We start from the raw sequence: 18,660 nt of genomic DNA on the forward strand, positions 1-18,660 counted from the left end.
AATGGCTCGAGCATCTCGATGTGCTCGGCCCCTCGACCATCATTGGCCACGGCATCTTCCTCGACCATCACAGCTCGGTGAAATGGCCGGCGACCGACGATCTCGGCGCGCTGGTCGAGACCGGCACCCATGTCGCCCATTGCCCGATCGTCTTCCAGCGCCGCGGCATCGCGATGCAGAGCTTCGGGCAATATGTCGCCGCCGGTGTGAATCTCGGCATCGGCACCGACACCTACCCGCATCATATGCTGGAAGAGCTGCGCGCGGTCTGCATCGGCTCGCGCATGGTGGCCGAGGACGTCTACGACCTGCGCACCTCGGATGCCTTCAACGCCGCGACGCTCGGCGGCGCCAAGATGCTCGGCCGCAACGATATCGGCCGGCTCGCCAAAGGCGCCAAGGCCGATATCGTGCTGGTCGACGTCACCCATCCGATGATGCGCCCGCTGCGCGACCCCATCCGCAGCCTGATCTATGCCGCCGGCGAGCGCGCCGTGACCACCGTCGTCGTCGATGGCGTCACCGTGGTCGAGAACGGCAAGGTCCTGACCATGGATTATGCCAGCGCCGCGGCCGAGCTCGAGGAGGCGCAGCGCCGGGCCGAACCGAATGTGAAGGGGCTGGACTGGGCCAAGCGCGACCATCTCGAGATCTCGCCGCTGACCTTCCCGGCGGGCAAAGCCTGAATGAGCGCGCCGGATCGACAGGGGATGCCCGCAAGCAACGCGCCGATCCTGGAGGTGCGCGATCTCAAGACGCATTTCCGCACCGAGCGCGGCTTCTACAAGGCGGTCGACGGCGTCAGCTTCCAGGTCGCTCCCGGTCGCACGCTCGGCGTCGTCGGCGAGAGCGGCTGCGGCAAGAGCGTGACCTCGCTCTCGATCATGGGCCTCGTGCCGGAGCCGCCCGGCATCCGCGCCGGCGGCGAGATCATCTTCGAGGGCGCCGACCTGCTCAAGCGCAGCCGGACGGAGATGGAGGAGATCAGGGGCGCCAGGATCGCCATGATCTTCCAGGAGCCGATGACCTCGCTGAACCCGGTCTACCGGGTCGGCGACCAGATCGTCGAAGGCCTGCGCCGGCACCGCAGGATCTCGAAGGGCGAGGCCCGCGAGCGCGCCATCGAGATGCTGCGGCTGGTGCGCATCCCGTCGCCCGAGACACGTGTCGATTCCTTTCCGCACGAGATGTCGGGCGGCATGCGCCAGCGCGTCATGATCGCGCTCGCGCTGGCCTGCGACCCGCAACTGCTGATCGCCGACGAGCCGACGACGGCGCTCGACGTCACCATCCAGGCGCAGATCCTCGACCTGATGCGCGACCTGCAGAAACGGCTCGGCACCGCGATCATCCTGATCACCCATGATCTCGGCGTCATTGCCGAGACCGCCGACGATGTCGTCGTGATGTATGCCGGCAAGATCGTCGAGCGCGCCGATGTCAGGACGCTCTTCGCCGACGCCCAGCACCCCTACACGCTCGGCCTGCTCGCCTCGATCCCGCGGCTCGACACCGAGCGCGACCGGCTCCAGACCATCGAGGGCATGGTGCCGGCACCCGACGACATGCCGGCCGGCTGCCGCTTCGCGCCGCGCTGCACGCTGGCGAGCGAGCGCTGCCGCAACGAGGAGCCGCCGCTGCGCCCGCTCGGAACCGGCCATCTCGTCGCCTGCTGGCGCGCGCCGATCGAGGAGGCCTCGCGATGAACGCGCCCCTGCTCGAAGTCGAGAACCTGTCCAAGCATTTCGTCCTCGATGGCGGCCTGTTCGGCCGGCGCAAGGGCGTGGTCAAGGCGGTCGACGGCGTCTCCTTCACCGTAGCGCGCGGCGAGACGCTGGCGCTTGTCGGTGAATCCGGCTGCGGCAAGTCGACGACCGGGCGGCTGATCCTGCGCCTGATCGAGCCGAGCGGGGGCGGCCTGCGCTTCGACGGCGCCGACATGCTGGCGCTCGACAAGACCGCGCTGCGCGCGCTGCGCCGGCGCATGCAGATCATCTTCCAGGACCCGTTCGCCTCGCTCAATCCGCGCATGTCGGTCTCCGATATCCTGGCCGAGCCGCTGCTGCTGCACCGGCTCGCGACGCCGGCCGAAATTCCCGGCAAGGTGCGCGAGCTGCTCGGCCTCGTCGGACTCGGCCCGCAGCATGCCGAGCGCTTCCCGCATGAATTCTCCGGCGGCCAGCGCCAGCGCATCGGCGTCGCCCGCGCGCTCGCGACGCATCCCGACCTCGTGGTCTGCGACGAGCCGGTCTCGGCGCTCGATGTCTCGATCCAGGCGCAGGTCGTCAACCTGCTGCAGGACCTGCAGGCCAGCCTCGGCCTGTCCTATATCTTCATCGCGCATGATCTCGCGGTGGTGAAGCATATCGCGACCCGCGTCGCGGTGATGTATCTCGGCCGCATCGTCGAGCTCGCCGACAAGCACACGCTCTATGCGCAGCCGCGCCATCCCTACACCCAGGCCCTGCTCGCAGCGGCGCCGCTGCCGAACCCGGGCCTCAGGCTGGAGCGGCCGATCCTGCAGGGAGACGTGCCGAGCCCGCTGAAGCCGCCCTCGGGCTGCGCCTTCCATCCGCGCTGCGTGCACGCAAAGGCAGTCTGCAAGGACGAGACGCCGGCGCTGCGGCCGATGCCGGACGGCGCCGTGGTCGCCTGCCATTTCGCCGGCACGCTTCCCGCGCCGGCGCTGGCGACGGCAGCCTCGCCCAACCCCGTGCTGGAGCGCCGCTTCGCCGCGCTCGCTACGGGCGAATAAAGCCGCCGCTACGCCGTCGCGACATAGCCGTCGCGGCGCGGGTCGGCCGCGCCGGTGAAGACGCCGGTGGCGGGATCGACCGCGATCGCCTGCATGCCGCCGACCTTCATCGTCCAGCCGGCATCGAAGGCCTCGATCTCGTGACCGCGCGCTTTCAGGCCGGTGATCACCTCAGGGATGATCCGATTCTCGGCCTGGACGAGGCGGCCGTCCCAGAGCCGTGCCCGCGGCGCCTCGATCGCCTGCTGCAGCGGCAGCCCGAAATCGACATATTGCACGAAGGCCTGGGCCTGGGTCTGCAGGATGCCGTAGCTGCCGGGCGTGCCGAGCGCCAGCACCGGCTTGCCGTCGCGCGTCGAGATCGATGGCGACATGCACATCAGGAGATCGCCGCCCGGTCGCGACCGGTTCGGGCTCTCCGGCTGCACATCGGCCCAGTACAGGAAGTTGTTGAGGCACAGGCCCGTGCCGGGCACCACGACGCCGCTGCCGAACGGGCTGCCCAGGCTCTGCGTGACGCAGATCAGGTTGCCGTCGCGGTCGGCGATCGAGAAGGAGGTGGTGTGCGCCGGGTCCTCGCCATCCTGCGGCATCCATTGTTCGGTCGGCCCGACGATCGGCTTGCCGTCGCGCAGACGCGCACGCAGGCGCTCGACGGACGCGTCCGAAAGCAGCTCGGCCAGCTTGTCCGGCGCCGGGTTGTTATGAGCGATCCGGATCCCGGCCGCGAGCCTGATCGCGCGATAGACCTGGTCGAGATGCTCGGTGCCGTTCGGCGCAGCGCCCTTGAGGTCGAGGCCTTCCAGGATGCGCAGCGTCAGCAGGAACTGGAAGCCTTCGCAGGGCGGCGGCGGCACATGCACGGTCAACCCGCGATATTGCACGGGCAACGGTTCGCGCCAGACCGGCTTGAAATCCGTGAGGTCGGAGAGCGTCAGCGTCCCGCCGAGGCTCCTGACATGGGCGACGATCGTCTCGCCGAGCGCGCCGCCATAAAGGTGCTCCGGCCCTTTTTCGGCGATGGCGCGTAAGGTCGCGGCGAGATCGGGCTGGCGCAGCAGCTTGCCGACGCTCGCCTTGGCTCCGTCGGGATAATAGGCTCGCGCCCAAGGCTCGTAGAGGTCCGGATACGCCTTCAGGACTGGGCGCTGCTCCTCGAACTCGAAAACGCCGAACTCGGCGAGCCCGAAACCGTCCTCGGCGAGCGCGATCGCCGGCGCGAAGATCTCGGGCAGCGCCTTTCGGCCGTAGCTGCGGACCAGCTCGCACCAGCCCCCGAGATTGCCGGGCGTGCCGACCGGCAGCGCCCCGCGTTCGAGCTCGGCGCGCTCGCGCAGGCGCTCGACCGGGAAGGCCGACGGGATTTTTGGCACGAAATCCAGCACCCGGATCCGCTTTTCGGCCGCGACCCACATCGTCGCGAGACCCTCGCCGGCGAGGCCCGACATGAAGGGCTCGACGACATTCAGCGCCGCCGCCGTCGCGGCCGCCGCATCGAAGGCATTGCCGCCATTGGCGAGGATGCGCGCGCCGGCCTGGGCCGCGTGAGGATGCGCCGCGGCCACCATGCCGTGGGCCGATGTCATCGTCGGCCGTCGTCCGTCCATTGCCGTCCCCTCTCGCATCGTTGTCCTGGAGACGATCATAACCACGACGCAGGGTTGCGCCCCACCCGCAATGGCGGGGCGCGCATGCAGCAGCGGCTGGGCGTGAGGCGACCGCCCGGCGAGCGGTTCGACTCTAGGCAGGGCGCGTCTGGACCCCCAGAACCGCCTCGAGCCGCGCGGTGATGTCGAGCAGATAGGCGTCCTCGTGCCAGCGCCCGACCAGTTGCAGCCCGATCGGCAAACCGGCCTGCGAGAGGCCGCAGGGCAGCGACAGCGCCGGATGGCCGGTGAGATTGAACGGAAAGGTATAGGGATACCAGGCGCCGCGGATGGTGCCGGCGTCGCGGCCGGCGATCTCGATCCGCCCGAGCGGATCGAGCCCGACCGGCAGGGCCGGGGCGGACAAGGTCGGCGAGGCGATGAGGTCGAAGCGAGAGAGGATATCCTGGATCTGCGCGAAGCAGTTTGTGCGGGCGAACTGCGCCTCGCAGAGATCGGCGGCGCTATAGGCCCGCCCGGACTCGATCGTCGCGATGAGGGTCGGGTCGAGCTTGTCAGGTGAGCGGCTGGCATGCCCCCCGAGCCGCGCCAGCAGCAGCGAGCGCAGCAGCACCAGAAAATGCGGTTCGAGCGAGACGAGGTCGAGCTCGATCGGTTCGACGATCATGCCGAGCGCTTCCGCCTGGCGCATGGCCGCGTTGACCGAGGCTTCGACCTCGGGATCGAGGATAGTGCCGCAGCGCAGGAGGAAACCGACGCGAGGCTTCTCGCCATCGGCAAGCCCACGACGCGGGAAGGCCTCGACCTGGCCATAGGGATCGCGGCGGTCCGGCCCGAGCAGTGCCTCGAACATCAGCCGCGTATCGGCAACATTCCGCGCCATCGGCCCGACAAAGGAATTGGCGCCGAACAGGTCGGGTGCCTGCAGGTTCGGGATCGCGCCGAGCGTCGCCTTCAGCCCGACCACGCCGCAGCAGGCGGCGGGAATCCGGATCGAGCCCCCGCCATCGGAGCCGAGCGCCAGCGGCCCCATCCCGGCCGCGACCGCGACAGCCGCGCCGCCGCTGGAGCCGCCGCAGGTATGGCCATGGTTCCAGGGATTGAGCGTGCGGCCGAAGAAGGGGCCCTCGGTGAACGGCTTGTGGCCGAATTCCGGCGTCGTCGTCTTGCCGATCAGGATCGCGCCGGCCGCGCGCGCCCGCGCCACCGCGACGGCATCGGCCTTCGGCACGTTGTCCGCGAAGAGCGCGCTGCCCTGCGTCGTCGCGACGCCCTCGGTATTGGTCAGGTCCTTGACCGAGAACGGGATGCCATGAAGCGGGCCGAGCACCTCGCCGCGCATGACGGTGGCCTCGGCGGCCTTCGCCTCGGCGCGCGCGCGTTCGGCGCAGATCGCCATGAAGGCGTTCAGCCCGGCCTTCTCCTCGATCCGGACAAGCGCGGCCTCGACCGCCTCGACAGGCGAGACGGACTTCGCCCGGATCGCGGCGGCGAGGTCGACGGCGGAAAGATCGGCGATGGCGGTCATGGTCTGGCTCCTCGCCTCAGATCATCCAGCGCCCGCCATCGATCAGCAGCGTCTGGCCGGTGACGTAGCGGGCATCCTCGCTGGCGAGGAAGGCGACGCAGCCCGCCACATCCTCGGGCTCGGCGATGAAGCCGGCCGGCGTCGTCGCCTTGATCCTCTCGATCACCGCCGGCGTCAGCCGGTCATGGGCGCGGGTACGGATGGCGCCGGGCGCCACCGCGTTGACGGTGACGCGATGGGGCGCGAGCTCCCGGGCAAGCGCGCGGGTGAAACCGATGATCCCCATCTTGGCGGCGGCATAGTCGGTCAGGCCGGCATCGCCGACGAGAGCCGCGTCGCTCGACATGTTGACGATTCGCCCGCCGCGCTCGCGCATCGTCGGCACGACGAGCCGCGACATCCGCATCGCGGTGAAGAGCGAGACCTCGAGCACGAAGCGCCAGACCTCTTCCTCCGATTCGTGGAACTGCGCCGCCCGCTCGCGCCCGCTCTGGCCGACATTGTTGAACAGGATGTCGACCGGCCCGAAGGCCGCGACGCTGCGCTCATGGAAGCCAGCGAGAACGGCTGCGTCGGTGCAATCGCCGGCCATGCTCAGCAGGCGCTCGGCAGGTTGGCCGGCAAAGCTCTCGGCAAAGCCCTCGGCCTCGCGATCGATGACGGCGACCCGCGCGCCCTCGCTCAGGAAGCGCCGGGCCGTCGCGGCGCCGATGCCGTGCGCGGCACCGGTAATGGCCACGACCTTCCCGGAAAAACGTCCTTCGGCTGCGGTCATCCTGGCGGCCTCAATGAAAGGTTCTGCCACCATCGACGGCAATCGCCGTGCCGGTGACATAGGAGGATTCCGAACTGGTCAGCCAGAGGATCGCGGCGGCAATCTCGTCCGGCGCGGCGATGCGCCGGAGCGCATAGCGGGCGCGCACCGCCTCATGGGCCGCCTGCGGGTCCGCCGCGCCGTCGATGCTGGAGCGGAACAGCTCGGTCTCGACCGCGCCGGGGCAGATCGTGTTGACGCGGATGCCGAATTCGGCCGCCTCCATCGCCAGCGCCTTGCTGGCCATCTGCAACCCGGCCTTGGAGGCGCAATAGGCTGTGCGGTGCTTCAGCGGCGCGAGACCGGCGCCGGAGGAGACATTGACGATGGTGCCGCCGCCGGCGGCGCGCAGATGCGGATAGGCTGCCTGCATCACCAGCATCGGCCCCGTCAGGTTGACCGCGATCAGGCGGTTCCAGTCCGCCAGCGCCATCGCCTCGATATCGGCGATCAGGTCGATGCCGGCCGCGTTGACGACACCGTCGAGCCCGCCGAGCGCTGCGGCTGCAGCCGTGACGGCGCGTATGACCGCCTCGGGCTCGACCACATCGACCCTGGCAGCATGGAGCGACGAGGCGTCGAAACGCCGGCGCAGCGCCGCCAGGGCGGCATCGTCGCGGTCGAGGGCCGCCACGCGCGCCCCCTCGGCGATGAAGCGTTCGGCGGTGGAAAGCCCGATGCCCTTGGCAGCGCCGGTGATCAGGACGCGCCGCCCGGCGAGCCCGCCGCTCACCGCCTTGCCTCCGCCCGCGCCGTCTCGAGGCCGGGGCGCATGTCGTCGACCAGCTCGTCGCAGCGGCCGATCCAGACATTGGGATGCTTCAGCGCATGCTCGATCAAGCCCTCCAGCACCTTGATGCGCGAGGGCTGGCCGATCATCTCGGGATGCATACCGAGCATCATCATCCGGTCCTCCGCATAGAGCACGTCGAACTCGCCCTTCCAGGCTTCGAGCAGCGCGGAGGGCGCCTGCATGGTGCGGCCGGGCAGCACGATCGAGTACTGGAAGAAGGGCGCGTCATCGAGCACCCAGCGGAAGGGCAATTCGACGATCTTGGTCTCCTTGCCCTCGACCTCGTGCAGATAGGGCGAGTCGTCGTCGAAGAAGTTGGACGAGTAGTCGAAGCCGTATTCGACCAGCATCGGCATGGTGATCGGACTGATCTCGGCGGCGGGCGAGCGCCAGCCCCGCGGCGCCTTGCCGCTGACGCGCTTGATCGACTGAAAGGCCTTCTCCATCTCCTCGCGCTCCTGCTCGGGCGTGAGCGAGAGGATCCAGGTGTGGCTGTAGCTGTGATGGGCGAGCTCGTGGCCGCGCTTCAGGATCTCCTCCATCAGTCCTTCGCGCTGGTCGATGATGATCCCCGGCACGAAGAAGGTCGCCTTGATGCCGTAGCGGTCGAGCAGATCGAGCACCCGGCCGGTTCCCACCTTCCAGCCATAGGCGCCCTGCGACATCAGGATCGGGCGTTGCGCATAGGCCGGGTCGCGCCCCGTCCACATCGTCTCGGCATCGAGATCGAAGGTCAGGAACAGCGGGAAACCCTTGCTGGTGAGCGGCATGTCAAAAACTCGGTTCAGACGAAGCGGTGGAAGCCGGCGCGGCGCTCGGCGATGAGCAGGACGATGCCGGTGGCGACGATCAGCAGCGTCGAGACGGCGGCGACGCTTGGATCGATGCCCATCTCGACGGAGGAGAAGATCAGCACCGGCAGCGTGGTCTGGTTGGCGCCGATCAGGAAGATCGTCACCGGGACATTGTCGAGCGAGGTGATGAAGGCGAAGAGCGCACCGGCGACCAGCCCCGGCTGGATCAGCGGCAAGGTGACCAGCCGGAACGCCTCGAAGCCGGTGGCGCCGAGCACGCGTGCCGCTTCCTCGACCGCGAGATCGAGGCCCGACAGACTCGCCAGCGCCGAGCGCACGATATAGGGCACGGTGATCACGACATGGGCCATGAGCAGCCCGAAAAGCGAGCCACGCAGCCCGGTCAGGCTGAAATATTGCAGCAGCGCGACGCCGATCACGACGGCCGGCAGGATCAGCGGCGCCATCAGGAACGAGGTGATCGCCTCCGCACCGGGGACCGCCTTGCGGAACAGCGCATAGGCCGCCGCGACCCCGAGCACGAGCGAGATCACGGTCGAGCCGCAGGCCAGGATCAGGCTCATGCGGATGGCGGAGAGATAGGTCGGGTCGCTCAGCACCTTGCCGAACCAGGCCAGCGTCCAGCCCTGCGGCGGGATCGTCAGGTAGGAGGTGGTCGAGAAGGCCGCCAGCACGACGACGATCACCGGAATCTGCAGGAAGACGATCACCGCCAGCGCCGCCGTCGTGACGGCTCGGCCCGGCATGGCGTCGCTGTCGGAGGCGCCGCTCATGCCATCCCCGCCCAGCGCTTGGTCAGCCGGCTGGACAGCCAGATCACGCCGACGGCCATCAGCGTCAGCGTGAAGGACAGCGCCGAGCCGCTCGGCCAGTCGAGAAGCTGCATGTATTCGTCGTAGATCAGCGTCGCCATCACCTTGTAGGTCGGCCCGCCCAGCATGCGCGGCGTCACCAGCGCGCTGATCGTCAGCACGAAGACCAGGATCGAGCCGGCGAGGATGCCCGGCGCCGACAGGGGCAGCGTCACCGAGGCGAAGACGTGCAGCCGGCTCGAGCCCAGCGTCGCGGCGGCGGATTCGACATCGCGCGGCACGTTGCGGATCGCCGCGACCAGCATCAGCACCATGAAGGGCAGGTAGATATGGGTCAGCCCGATCATCAGCCCGGTGAGGTTGAACATCAGCTTGAGCGGCGCCGCGATCAGGCCGAGATCGATCAGGAGGTTGTTGACCAGCCCACGATTGGCGAGCAGCGCGATCCAGCCGAAGGAGCGGACCACGAGATTGAGCAGCATCGGGAAGATGACCAGCAGGATCAGCGGCACGCGCCAGCGCTCCGGCCCGCGCGCGATCAGATAGGCCACCGGATAGCCCAGCAGCAGGCAGGCGAAGGTCACGAACAGGCCGAGACCCAGCGTGCGCCAGATCACCTCGCGGTAGTAATCGTCGGTGACGATGCGGGTGTAGTTCTCCAGCGTCCAGACACCCTTGGCGAGGCCGGAGCCCGGGACATATTCGCCGAAGCTGGTCGGCAGCAGCATCAGCACCGGCACGAGGAAGAAACCGGCCAGCACCAGCGCCAGCGGCGCCACCAGCATCAGTCCGTGCCGCGTCGCGATCACGCTGCCGCCCCGTCCGGCGTCATCGCGAAGACGGAGGCTGGATCGACCGCCAGCGCCACGGAGCTGCCGATGGCGAGCGCCGAATCCGGCCCGCTGGACGGCGCCTCGGCGACCAGCTCGACGCCGTCTGCGAGCTTCACCACATATTGTACCCGCGCGCCGCTGAAGGAGCGCAGCGCGATGGTGCCGGGCAGCGTGCCGGCCTCGACCTTGCCGCTGCGCAGCTGGACGGCTTCCTGCCGGATGACGATCTCGACCGCCCGCCCGACGTTGCCATCGACATAACCCGCCTGGAGCATGGGCCCCTCGCCGAGCCGGATGCGCCCGCCCGCGCCCTCGCGCGAGGCGACCGTACCGACGAGCCGGTTCGGCTTGCCGATGAAGCCTGCGACGAAGCCCGTCGCCGGGCGGTGATAGATGTCCTCGGGCGTCGCGAATTGCTGCATCACGCCCTTGGCCATGACGCCGACGCGGTCCGACATCGACAGCGCCTCGCCCTGGTCGTGCGTGACGAAGAGCGTGGTGATGCCCAGCCCGCGCTGCAGGCGCTTGAGCTCGATCTGCATTTCGTCGCGAAGCTGCGCGTCGAGATTGGACAAAGGCTCGTCGAAGAGCAGCACGCGCGGATGCGGAGCGAGCGCCCGGGCGATCGCGACCCGCTGCTGCTGGCCGCCCGAGAGCTGGCGCGGATAGCGCTCGCCGAAAGCGGCGAGCCGGACCATCGCGAGCGCTTCCTTGACGCGCTTGTCGAGCTCGGCGCCGGCGACCTTGCGGCGGCGCAGGCCGAAGGCGACGTTCTCGAACACCGTCAGATGCGGGAACAGCGCATAGGACTGGAAGACCAGCCCGAGGCCGCGCTTGTTCGGCGGCAGCGCCGTGACGTCGTCTTCGCCGATCAGGATACGGCCGCGGCTCGGCTCGACGAGGCCGGCGACCATCCGCAGGATCGTGGTCTTGCCGCAGCCGGACGGGCCGAGCAGCGAGACGAACTCGCCCTCCTTGATGGTGAGCGACACGTCCCTGACGACATCGACCTCGCCATAGGATTTGGCCAGCCCCTCGAAGGTCAGCGCGCTCATGCCCGGCTCCCGGTCGATGTCGCGCTCAGCGCGCGACCTCGCGCTGCCAGCGCCGGGTCCAGGTGGCGGTGTTCTTGGCGATGATCTCGGGATCGATGAACCAGGCCTTCTCCAGGCTCTCGCCATTGGGGACGATCTTCTGGACCTTGTCGGAGAGCTTCACCTTGGTGTTGACCGCGCCGATATAGGCGCGCTCGGAGAAGCAGCCCTGCCCGTCCGCCGACAGGATCTGGTCGAGGAACTTGTGCGCCAGCTCCGCCTTGGCCGTGCCCTTGGGGATGACGACCGCCGGCAGGATGCCTACCGCGCCTTCCTTCGGATAGGCGACGGCGAGCGACAGGCCCTTGTCGATCGCGACGCCGGCGCGGTCCGGATACCAGGGCGCGATCGCGATCTCGCCGCGCTCGAACAGCGAGAGCAGCTGGTCGGCCTGGGTGTAGAGCACGGCGGAGCCCTTCGCGATCGGCTTGATCGCCTCGATGCCGGGATCGACATTCTCGAGCGTGCCGCCCTTGAGCTTGTTCAGTGCCAGGAAGAAATGCAGGCCCGACGTGCCGCTGATGTCGCCGATCGAATATTTCCCGGCATAGGCCGGATCGGCCAGATCGAGCCAGGAGGTCGGCGGCGTCTTGACCAGCTTGGGATTGTAGACGAGCGCGGTCGCGCTCACCATGGCGACGACATAGGAATCGTCCTTGCCCCAGGCGGTCGGGATCACGTCGGCGGCGTTGCTCAGCTTCTTGCGGTCGATGGTCTCGGCCAGCTTCTCGCCATGAACCTGTGCCGCCAGCGAGTTGTCGATATAGACGATGTCCATGTCCGGCTTGCCGCCGGTGGCGCGGATCGCGGCGGCGAACTGCGAGGAATTGCCGAGCTTGAGCGAAACGGTTGCGCCCGTCGCCTTCTCGAAGGCGGCGACATGGCAGGCCTTGACGTTGTCGGCGAAGGAGCCGCCGAAGGAGCCGACGACCAGCTCCTCGGCCCGGGCGGAAAGCGAGAATCCGGCACACAGGATGGCGGTGGCCGTCGCGAAGCGAAACATATGGCGCATGGTTGCGTGTCCCCGTCTGTTGCGTGGCGCCAGCCGCTGTTCCGCGGCCTTGCGGCGGGAGGACGGGGCCTTGCCCTGCCGTCCGGAGGGGAGCATGGCATGGCTTCATTTCTCTTTCAAGAAAGATAAATGAAAGATACCATGATGCCCTCGGCCATCGATGCCGCCCCTTGCGGAGCGCCGCGCATCATGGTCGGAAAGGGTACGGTCTGGAGGACGGCATGCGCAGCAACGAGGCCCTGCGACGCGTCGAGGCGGAGGCGCCGGCGGAGCTCTGGGAGAACGACCGGGTCGGCGCCGGCATCGGGCGCTGGCGCCGCGAATTCCCCGAGATCGATTCCTCCGGCAAGGCCGTGGTCGGGCGCCTGCTGCATCTCCACGAGGTCTTCCTCACGGCGATCAACCGGACGCTCGCCCGGCACAAGCTGAAATACCCCTCGTTCGCCGTGCTCGCGACGCTGCGCGTCGAGGGCGCGCCCTACCGGATGTCGCCCAAGGCGCTGCTCGACACGCTGATCCTCACCTCAGGCGGCCTGTCGAACCTGCTGCGCCGGCTCGAGAAGGCCGGGCATGTCCGGCGCATGGCCGACGAGACCGACGGGCGCGGCGTCATCGTCGAATTGACCGAGCAGGGCCGCCGCCTGGTCGAGCCCGCGATGCGCGACCATGCCGAGACGGAGCGGCGGCTCGTCGCGGCGCTGTCGCAGGAGGAGCGGCAAGCGACGGCGCGGGCGCTGGGCCGCATGATGCTCGGCCGGCGCTAGAGCACGCTGATTTTGCACGAGCCGATCTTTCCGGTTGGACCGTGCCAGGAGAGCCGGCATCATCGCGCGCCGATCGACCCGCTTTCCGAAAATGGCCTGACGCGATGACCGAGACATTGACCGCCCTGAGCGCCGCCCTCACGGAGCGTCGCACGACCTCCGCCGCCCTGACGGAGGCCGCCCTCGCCCGCGCCAGCGACAAAGCAGGAGAAGGCGCACGCGTCTTCACCCGTCTCTACGCCGATCGTGCGCGCCTCGCCGCCCGCGCCTCCGACGACCTGCGCAAAGCCGGCTTCCCACGCTCGCCAATCGAGGGCCTGCCGATCTCGATCAAGGATCTGTTCGACGTCGCCGGCGAGACCACGCTGGCCGGCAGCGTCGCGCTCGACGACGCGCCGCCGGCCGAAACCGATTCTCCGGTGGTGAAGCGCCTGCTCGCCGCCGGCGCGGTGCTGGTCGGGCGCACCAACATGACCGAGTTCGCCTTCTCCGGCCTCGGCATCAATCCCCATTACGGCACGCCGCTCAACCCGTTCGACCGGGCGACGGGCCGCATCCCCGGCGGCTCCTCCTCCGGCGCAGCCGTCTCGGTGACGGACGGCATGGCGGCCGCGGCGATCGGCACCGATACCGGCGGCTCGGTCCGGATTCCGGCCGCGCTCTGTGGTCTCGCCGGCTTCAAGCCGACCGCGCGCCGGGTGCCGCGCGACGGCGTCGTGCCGCTCTCGACGAGCCTCGACTCGATCGGCCCGCTCGCGCCCTCGGTCGCCTGCTGCGCGATCCTCGATGCGGTGCTGTCGGGTGAAGCCGCCAATATCCCGCAGCCGGCCGCTCTCGACGGGCTGCGTCTCGCAGTGCCGCAGACGCTGGTGCTAGACGGCATGGATGCGGCTGTCGCGGCCGCGTTCCAGGCGGCACTGAGCCTGCTCTCCAGGGCAGGCGCGCGCATCACCGAGATCCCCCTGTCGGAATTCGGCTCGATCGGGACCATCAACGCCAAGGGCGGCTTCGCGCCGGCCGAAGCCTGGCACTGGCATCGCGCCCTGATCGAGCGAGCCGGCCCGCGCTACGATCCACGCGTGCTCTCGCGCATCCAGCGCGGCAAGGACATGTCGGCGGCCGACTATATCGACCTGCTCACGGCCCGCGCCGCCTGGATCGAAGCCGTCGAGGCCCGCCTTGCGCCATTCGACGCCCTGATCATGCCGACCGTACCGATCATCGCCCCGGCGATTGCCGCGCTCCAGGCGGACGACGCCGCCTATGGCGCGACCAACATGCTGATCCTGCGCAACCCGAGCCTGATCAATTTTCTCGACGGCTGCGCCCTCACCGTGCCCTGCCACGAGCAGGGCAGCGCGCCGGTCGGGCTGATGATCGCCGGCGCCGGCGGCCAGGACCGCAGGATCCTCGCGATCGGACAGGCCGTCGAGCAGGCGATCGCCGCAGCGCAGCGCGGCTGAGCCATCGCAGGACGAAGCGGAAAAGCGGGCGCGAGCCCGCTTACAGCCTCAGCCCCGGCGCATCAGGATCATCTTCTCCTGCGTCATGTCGCGCATGGTGTAGGGGATGCCGCCTATGCCGTAGCCGGATTCGCGGCGGCCGGCGAAGGGCATCCAGTCGGTGCGGAAGGTCGTCGGATCGTTGATCATCACCGCCGAGGCATCGAGCCGGTTGGCGGCCCGCAGCGCCACATCGATATCCTGCGCGAAGACGCTGGCCTGGAAGGCGACCGGCAGCGCATTCGCCCGGGCGATCGCGTCGTCCAGCTCCGAATAGCGATAGACGCAGACCACGGGTCCGAACACCTCGAGCTGCGAGACCTTGGCATCGACGGCCGGATCGACCAGCACCGTCGGCTCCAGCGTCGTCTCGGAGATGCGTCCGCCGCCGGTCGCGAGTTTTGCCCCGCCCTTGACCGCCTCCTCGACCCAGGAGGCGACCCGGTCGGCCTCGCGCGGCTGGATCAGCGGCCCGACCTCGGTGTCCTTGAGCGTCGGATCGCCGACGCGCAGCTTTTTCACCCGCGCCACGAGACGGTCGGTGAACGCCTCCGCGATGTCCCGATGCGCGAAGATGCGCTGCGTCGACACGCAGACCTGTCCGGCATGGTAGTAGCCGCCCTTCACCATCGGCTCGATGATCTTGTCGAGATCGGCGCTGCGGTCGACGATCGCGGGCGCGACCCCGCCATGCTCCAGCGCCGAGCGTGCGCCATGGGCGAGCTTGGAGTGCAGGTACCAGCCGACCTTCGCCGAGCCGATGAAGCTGAGGAACGCGACGCGCCGGTCTGTGGCCAGCTTCTCGGCGAGCTCGGTGCTCTCGGGGATGAAGGTCTGGCACCAGGCTTCGGGAAGACCGGCCTCGTGCACCAGCGCAACGAAGTCACGGCAGGAGAGCGGCGTCGTGCCGGCCGGCTTGATGATCACCGGGCAGCCGGTGGCGATTGCCGGCGCGACCTGATGCACGATCAGGTTGAGCGGGTGGTTGAAGGCCGAGATCGCGGCGACGATGCCGATCGGCTCTCTGGTGGTGAAGGCCCAGCGATCGGCGGCAGCCGGCGAAAGCCCCATCGGGATCTCGCGGCCGGCCAGGTTGCGCAGCTCGTCGGCGGCATTCTGCACGCCGTCGATCGCGCGCGTCGTCTCGATGATCGCATCGGGCAGCGGCTTGCCGCCCTCGCGCGCGATCTGCATGGCGAAATGGTCGCGCTTGGCCGCGAGCAGCCCGGCCAGCCGGCGCAGGATCGCCATCCGCTCATGCGGCTTCAGCCAATGATCGCGATCGCGAAAGACTTTTTCAGCAGCCTTGAGCTTGGCTTCGAGCGCCGTCGCGTCATCGGTCGCGATCTCCTCGATCGGCGCCCGGTCATAGGCCTGAACCACCTGCAGCATCGTTCTCTCCTGGGAGTCTGTAGAGCTTGTCCTGCCACCCAGCCACGCCGTCATTCCGGACAAGCGGCGAAGCCGCGACGCTCCGGAATCCATAGTAGAGTGCCGGAATCCTTCGATGGATTCCGGCACTCCGCTTCGCTACGGCCGGAATGACGGCCGTTTCCGACAGAGCACAGGAGCTCATTCAAGCCAGCTCGATATCGGGCGAGCGGTTGCGCAGCTCCTCGACGAGCACGCGGGTGTTCTCGGAATAGTCGATCGGCACGTCGACAATATGGACGCCGCCGCCAGTGAAGGCAGCTTCCAGCGTCGGCACCAGCTCTTCGACCGCGCTCACGCGCGAGCCCTTGGCGCCATAGGCCTGCGCATAGGCGACGAAGTCCGGATTGCCGAAGGTCATGCCGAAATCCGGGAACTTGTCGACCGACTGCTTCCAGCGGATCATGCCATAGGCGCCGTCGTTCAGGATCACGACGACGAGGTTGAGGCCGAGACGCACGGCCGTTTCCATCTCCTGCGAATTCATCATGAAGCCGCCATCGCCGCAGACGGCCATGACACGGCGCTTGGGGAAGAGCATCGCCGCCATCATTGCCGAGGGCAGGCCGGCCCCCATCGTCGCCAGCGCATTGTCGAGCAGCAGCGTGTTGGCGACATGGGTCCGGTAGTTCCGGGCGAACCAGATCTTGTACATGCCGTTGTCGAGGCAGACGATGCCGTCTTCCGGCATCACCTTGCGGACGTCGTGGACAAGGCGTTGCGGCGTCACCGGGAAGCGATCTTCGTCGGCGCGGTCGTTGATCCGCGCCAGGATCTTCTGGCGCAGCTCCAGCAATGCCGTGTCCGGCCCGAGCTTGCTCTCGAGCCGGTCGGCGAGCGCCGTGACGGTCGCGCCGATATCCCCGACGACCTCGGCGTCGGGATGGTAGACCTGCTCCACATTGGCCGACTGGTAGCCGATATGGATGACGCGCGGCCCGCCGGCGCTCTTCATCAGGAAGGGCGGCTTCTCGACCGTGTCATGGCCGATCGCGATGATCAGATCGGCCCGGTTCACGGCCAGATGAACATAGTCGCCCTCAGAGAGCGCAGCCGTGCCCATGTAGAGATTCGAGCCGCCGGTCACGGCGCCCTTGCCCATTTGCGTGTTGAAGAAGGGCAGGCCCGTGCGCCGGACGAAGGACGAGAGCGCCTCGACCAGCCGCGGCCGGTTGCCGGCGGCGCCGATCATCACCAGCGGCTGCTTCGCGGCCAGGATCATCGCGGCCGCGCGATCGAGCGCGACTGCGGGCGCCACCGGCTGCTCGAGCGGATGCACCGGGATGACCGGGACATCCTCGATCTCCTCGCCCGCGACGTCCTCGGGCAGCTCCAGATGGACCGGCCCGGGCCGCTCCTCCATCGCCACACGGAAGGCGTCGCGCACCGTCGACGGGATGCTCGCGGCGCTGACGATCTGCCGCGTCATCTTGGTCAGCGGCTTCATCGAGGCGACGACGTCGACGATCTGGAAGCGCGCCTGCTTGGCGCTCATGATCGGCTTCTGGCCGGTGATCAGGATCATCGGCATGGCGCCGAGATGGGCATAGGCCGCGCCGGTCGAGAAATTCAGCGCGCCCGGCCCGAGCGTGGCGATGCAGACGCCGGGCCGGCCGGTGAGCCGGCCATGAGTCGCCGCCATGAAGGCCGCCGCCTGCTCATGCCGGGTCAGGACCAGCTCGATCCTGGAGTTCCGGATCGACTCGACGACATCGAGATTTTCCTCGCCCGGCACGCCGAAGATGCGGTCGACGCCCTCGTTCTCGAGCGCCGCGATCAGGAGATCGGAACCTTTTTTCATCGCTTGTCGCCTTTCCGGTGAGCATGACCGCCGGCCCGTCATCGCCCGACAATGACGGCGCCCGCGACCGAAGGAAGGAAACACCGGCTGCGGCGCGCATGCAAAGGGAAGCCTTGCCGTCCCGCCGTCAGGCAGGCGAGGCATGCATAAACAGCAAGATAATGCGTCAACTCATCCAAACCCATGCGCGGGAGGGATGGCTGCACCGCGCATGTCGGATGTTGATTATTCTTGATCGAAAGAAGAGCCTTCTCACGTCCACGGTCGCCGCGGCACATCCGACCGGCGACGCGGACGCTCGAGGCCGGCATGACACGCTCCCCACCGTTTCGCCCCAGCCGCCGTCATTTCCTCTGCTCGACCGGCATGACTTTGCTCGTCGCCTCCCTCGGTGGCGCCAAGGCCGCCGAGCATTCCGGCGTCCTGCCATGGAAGCCGTTCTCGGCGCTGCCGCCGCAGGTTCTGCCGGGAGGCCGCTGGTACGTCTTCGCGCCCGACGAGGCGCGCGCCGTCGAGGCTGCCGTCGACCGCCTGATTCCGGCTGACGACCTGAGCGTCGGCGGCAAGGATGCCGGCTGCGCGACCTTCATCGACCGCCAGCTCGCCGGCAGCTACGGCTCCTCCGACAGGCTCTACACGCAAGGGCCCTTCCTGCCCGGCCTGCCGACCCAGGGCTATCAGGGCAGCGAGACTCCCGTCGGGCGCTACCGCGCCGGCCTCGCCGCGCTCGATCAGCATGTGCGCGCGCAATTCGCCGGCAAGGCCTTCGCCGACATCGCCGCCGCCGAGCAGGACAAGGTGCTGCAGGATTTCGAGGGCGGAAAGGTCGGGTTTCCGGCTGCGGCGAGCTTCTTCAACCTGCTGCTGCAGAACACCATGGAAGGCTTCTTCGCCGATCCGATCTATGGCGGCAATCGCGACATGGCGGGCTGGAAATTCATCGGCTTCCCCGGCGCCCGCTACGACTACCGCGACTATGTCACGGCCCATAACCAGCCCTTCCCGCTGCCGCCCGTCTCGATCGCCGGGCGGCCGGACTGGAAGGTCGGCGGCAGGTAACGAGCTGCAACGAGAGCCGGATGATGTCGGATGGCATCAC

The 18,660-nt window shown here is 68.5% G+C and carries 17 protein-coding genes; 6 read left to right on the forward strand and 11 right to left on the reverse strand.

All coding sequences use genetic code 11. The features are described from left to right. From ACTIF2_RS21565 to ACTIF2_RS21575, 3 genes are all read left to right on the forward strand, one after another. On the forward strand, positions 1–686 hold a 686-nt coding region (locus tag ACTIF2_RS21565; RefSeq protein WP_439499174.1), incomplete at its 5' end, for an amidohydrolase family protein. Positions 687–710: 24 nt separating this feature from the next. Beyond that, entirely contained in the window at positions 711–1,706 is a 996-nt protein-coding gene (locus ACTIF2_RS21570) for an ABC transporter ATP-binding protein (protein WP_439499175.1), read from the forward strand. Then, the gene (locus ACTIF2_RS21575; protein WP_439499176.1) at positions 1,703–2,755 is read left to right on the forward strand and encodes an ABC transporter ATP-binding protein; all 1,053 of its coding nucleotides are present in this window, start codon (positions 1,703–1,705) and stop codon (positions 2,753–2,755) included. Before ACTIF2_RS21570 ends, ACTIF2_RS21575 begins: the two co-directional genes overlap by 4 nt. Before the next feature lie 8 nt (positions 2,756–2,763). Here the strand turns inward: ACTIF2_RS21575 and ACTIF2_RS21580 are convergent, their stop codons facing one another. From ACTIF2_RS21580 to ACTIF2_RS21620, 9 genes are all read right to left on the reverse strand, one after another. Continuing rightward, complete coding sequence (locus tag ACTIF2_RS21580; RefSeq protein ID WP_439499177.1) at positions 2,764–4,341, reverse strand: gamma-glutamyltransferase family protein; 1,578 nt, start codon at positions 4,339–4,341, stop codon at positions 2,764–2,766. 154 nt (positions 4,342–4,495) lie between these two features. Further along, the gene (locus tag ACTIF2_RS21585; protein WP_439499178.1) at positions 4,496–5,890 is read right to left on the reverse strand and encodes an amidase; all 1,395 of its coding nucleotides are present in this window, start codon (positions 5,888–5,890) and stop codon (positions 4,496–4,498) included. Between the two features lie 16 nt (positions 5,891–5,906). After that, entirely contained in the window at positions 5,907–6,665 is a 759-nt protein-coding gene (locus ACTIF2_RS21590; RefSeq protein WP_439499179.1) for an SDR family NAD(P)-dependent oxidoreductase, read from the reverse strand. 10 nt (positions 6,666–6,675) lie between these two features. After that, positions 6,676–7,437: an SDR family NAD(P)-dependent oxidoreductase gene (locus tag ACTIF2_RS21595; RefSeq protein ID WP_439499180.1), complete on the reverse strand. Its 762-nt coding sequence runs from the start codon at positions 7,435–7,437 to the stop codon at positions 6,676–6,678. After that, positions 7,434–8,267, reverse strand: coding sequence for a polysaccharide deacetylase family protein (locus tag ACTIF2_RS21600; protein ID WP_439499181.1), 834 nt, complete (start codon positions 8,265–8,267; stop codon positions 7,434–7,436). The genes ACTIF2_RS21595 and ACTIF2_RS21600 overlap by 4 nt, the downstream gene beginning before the upstream one ends. Before the next feature lie 14 nt (positions 8,268–8,281). Further along, the gene (locus tag ACTIF2_RS21605) at positions 8,282–9,085 is read right to left on the reverse strand and encodes an ABC transporter permease (protein WP_439499182.1); all 804 of its coding nucleotides are present in this window, start codon (positions 9,083–9,085) and stop codon (positions 8,282–8,284) included. Continuing rightward, positions 9,082–9,933, reverse strand: a complete 852-nt coding sequence (locus ACTIF2_RS21610; protein WP_439499183.1) for an ABC transporter permease — start codon at positions 9,931–9,933, stop codon at positions 9,082–9,084. Before ACTIF2_RS21610 ends, ACTIF2_RS21605 begins: the two co-directional genes overlap by 4 nt. Further along, complete coding sequence (locus ACTIF2_RS21615) at positions 9,930–11,012, reverse strand: ABC transporter ATP-binding protein (RefSeq protein WP_439499184.1); 1,083 nt, start codon at positions 11,010–11,012, stop codon at positions 9,930–9,932. Before ACTIF2_RS21615 ends, ACTIF2_RS21610 begins: the two co-directional genes overlap by 4 nt. A 25-nt stretch (positions 11,013–11,037) precedes the next feature. Further along, complete coding sequence (locus ACTIF2_RS21620) at positions 11,038–12,063, reverse strand: ABC transporter substrate-binding protein (RefSeq protein ID WP_439499185.1); 1,026 nt, start codon at positions 12,061–12,063, stop codon at positions 11,038–11,040. A gap of 221 nt (positions 12,064–12,284) precedes the next feature. On the opposite strand from ACTIF2_RS21620, the gene ACTIF2_RS21625 reads away from it, so the two are divergent. After that, the gene (locus tag ACTIF2_RS21625) at positions 12,285–12,827 is read left to right on the forward strand and encodes a MarR family winged helix-turn-helix transcriptional regulator (protein WP_439499186.1); all 543 of its coding nucleotides are present in this window, start codon (positions 12,285–12,287) and stop codon (positions 12,825–12,827) included. Positions 12,828–12,931: 104 nt separating this feature from the next. After that, positions 12,932–14,290 carry an amidase gene (locus ACTIF2_RS21630; RefSeq protein ID WP_439499187.1) on the forward strand — a complete coding sequence of 453 codons (1,359 nt, stop codon included), beginning with the start codon at positions 12,932–12,934 and terminating at the stop codon, positions 14,288–14,290. A 48-nt stretch (positions 14,291–14,338) separates the two neighbouring features. Here ACTIF2_RS21630 and ACTIF2_RS21635 read toward each other — a convergent pair whose 3' ends face one another. Beyond that, positions 14,339–15,775 carry an aldehyde dehydrogenase family protein gene (locus ACTIF2_RS21635; protein WP_439499188.1) on the reverse strand — a complete coding sequence of 479 codons (1,437 nt, stop codon included), beginning with the start codon at positions 15,773–15,775 and terminating at the stop codon, positions 14,339–14,341. A 130-nt stretch (positions 15,776–15,905) separates the two neighbouring features. Next, on the reverse strand, positions 15,906–17,561 hold the full coding sequence (locus ACTIF2_RS21640; RefSeq protein ID WP_439499189.1) for an acetolactate synthase large subunit: 1,656 nt from the start codon (positions 17,559–17,561) through the stop codon (positions 15,906–15,908). Between the two features lie 309 nt (positions 17,562–17,870). Between ACTIF2_RS21640 and ACTIF2_RS21645 the strand changes: the two genes are divergently transcribed. Then, positions 17,871–18,620, forward strand: a complete 750-nt coding sequence (locus ACTIF2_RS21645) for a gluconate 2-dehydrogenase subunit 3 family protein (protein ID WP_439499190.1) — start codon at positions 17,871–17,873, stop codon at positions 18,618–18,620. Positions 18,621–18,660 lie beyond the last annotated feature (40 nt).

It is taken from the genome of Allobosea sp. (genome assembly GCF_051860145.1).
GTDB lineage: Bacteria > Pseudomonadota > Alphaproteobacteria > Rhizobiales > Beijerinckiaceae > Allobosea.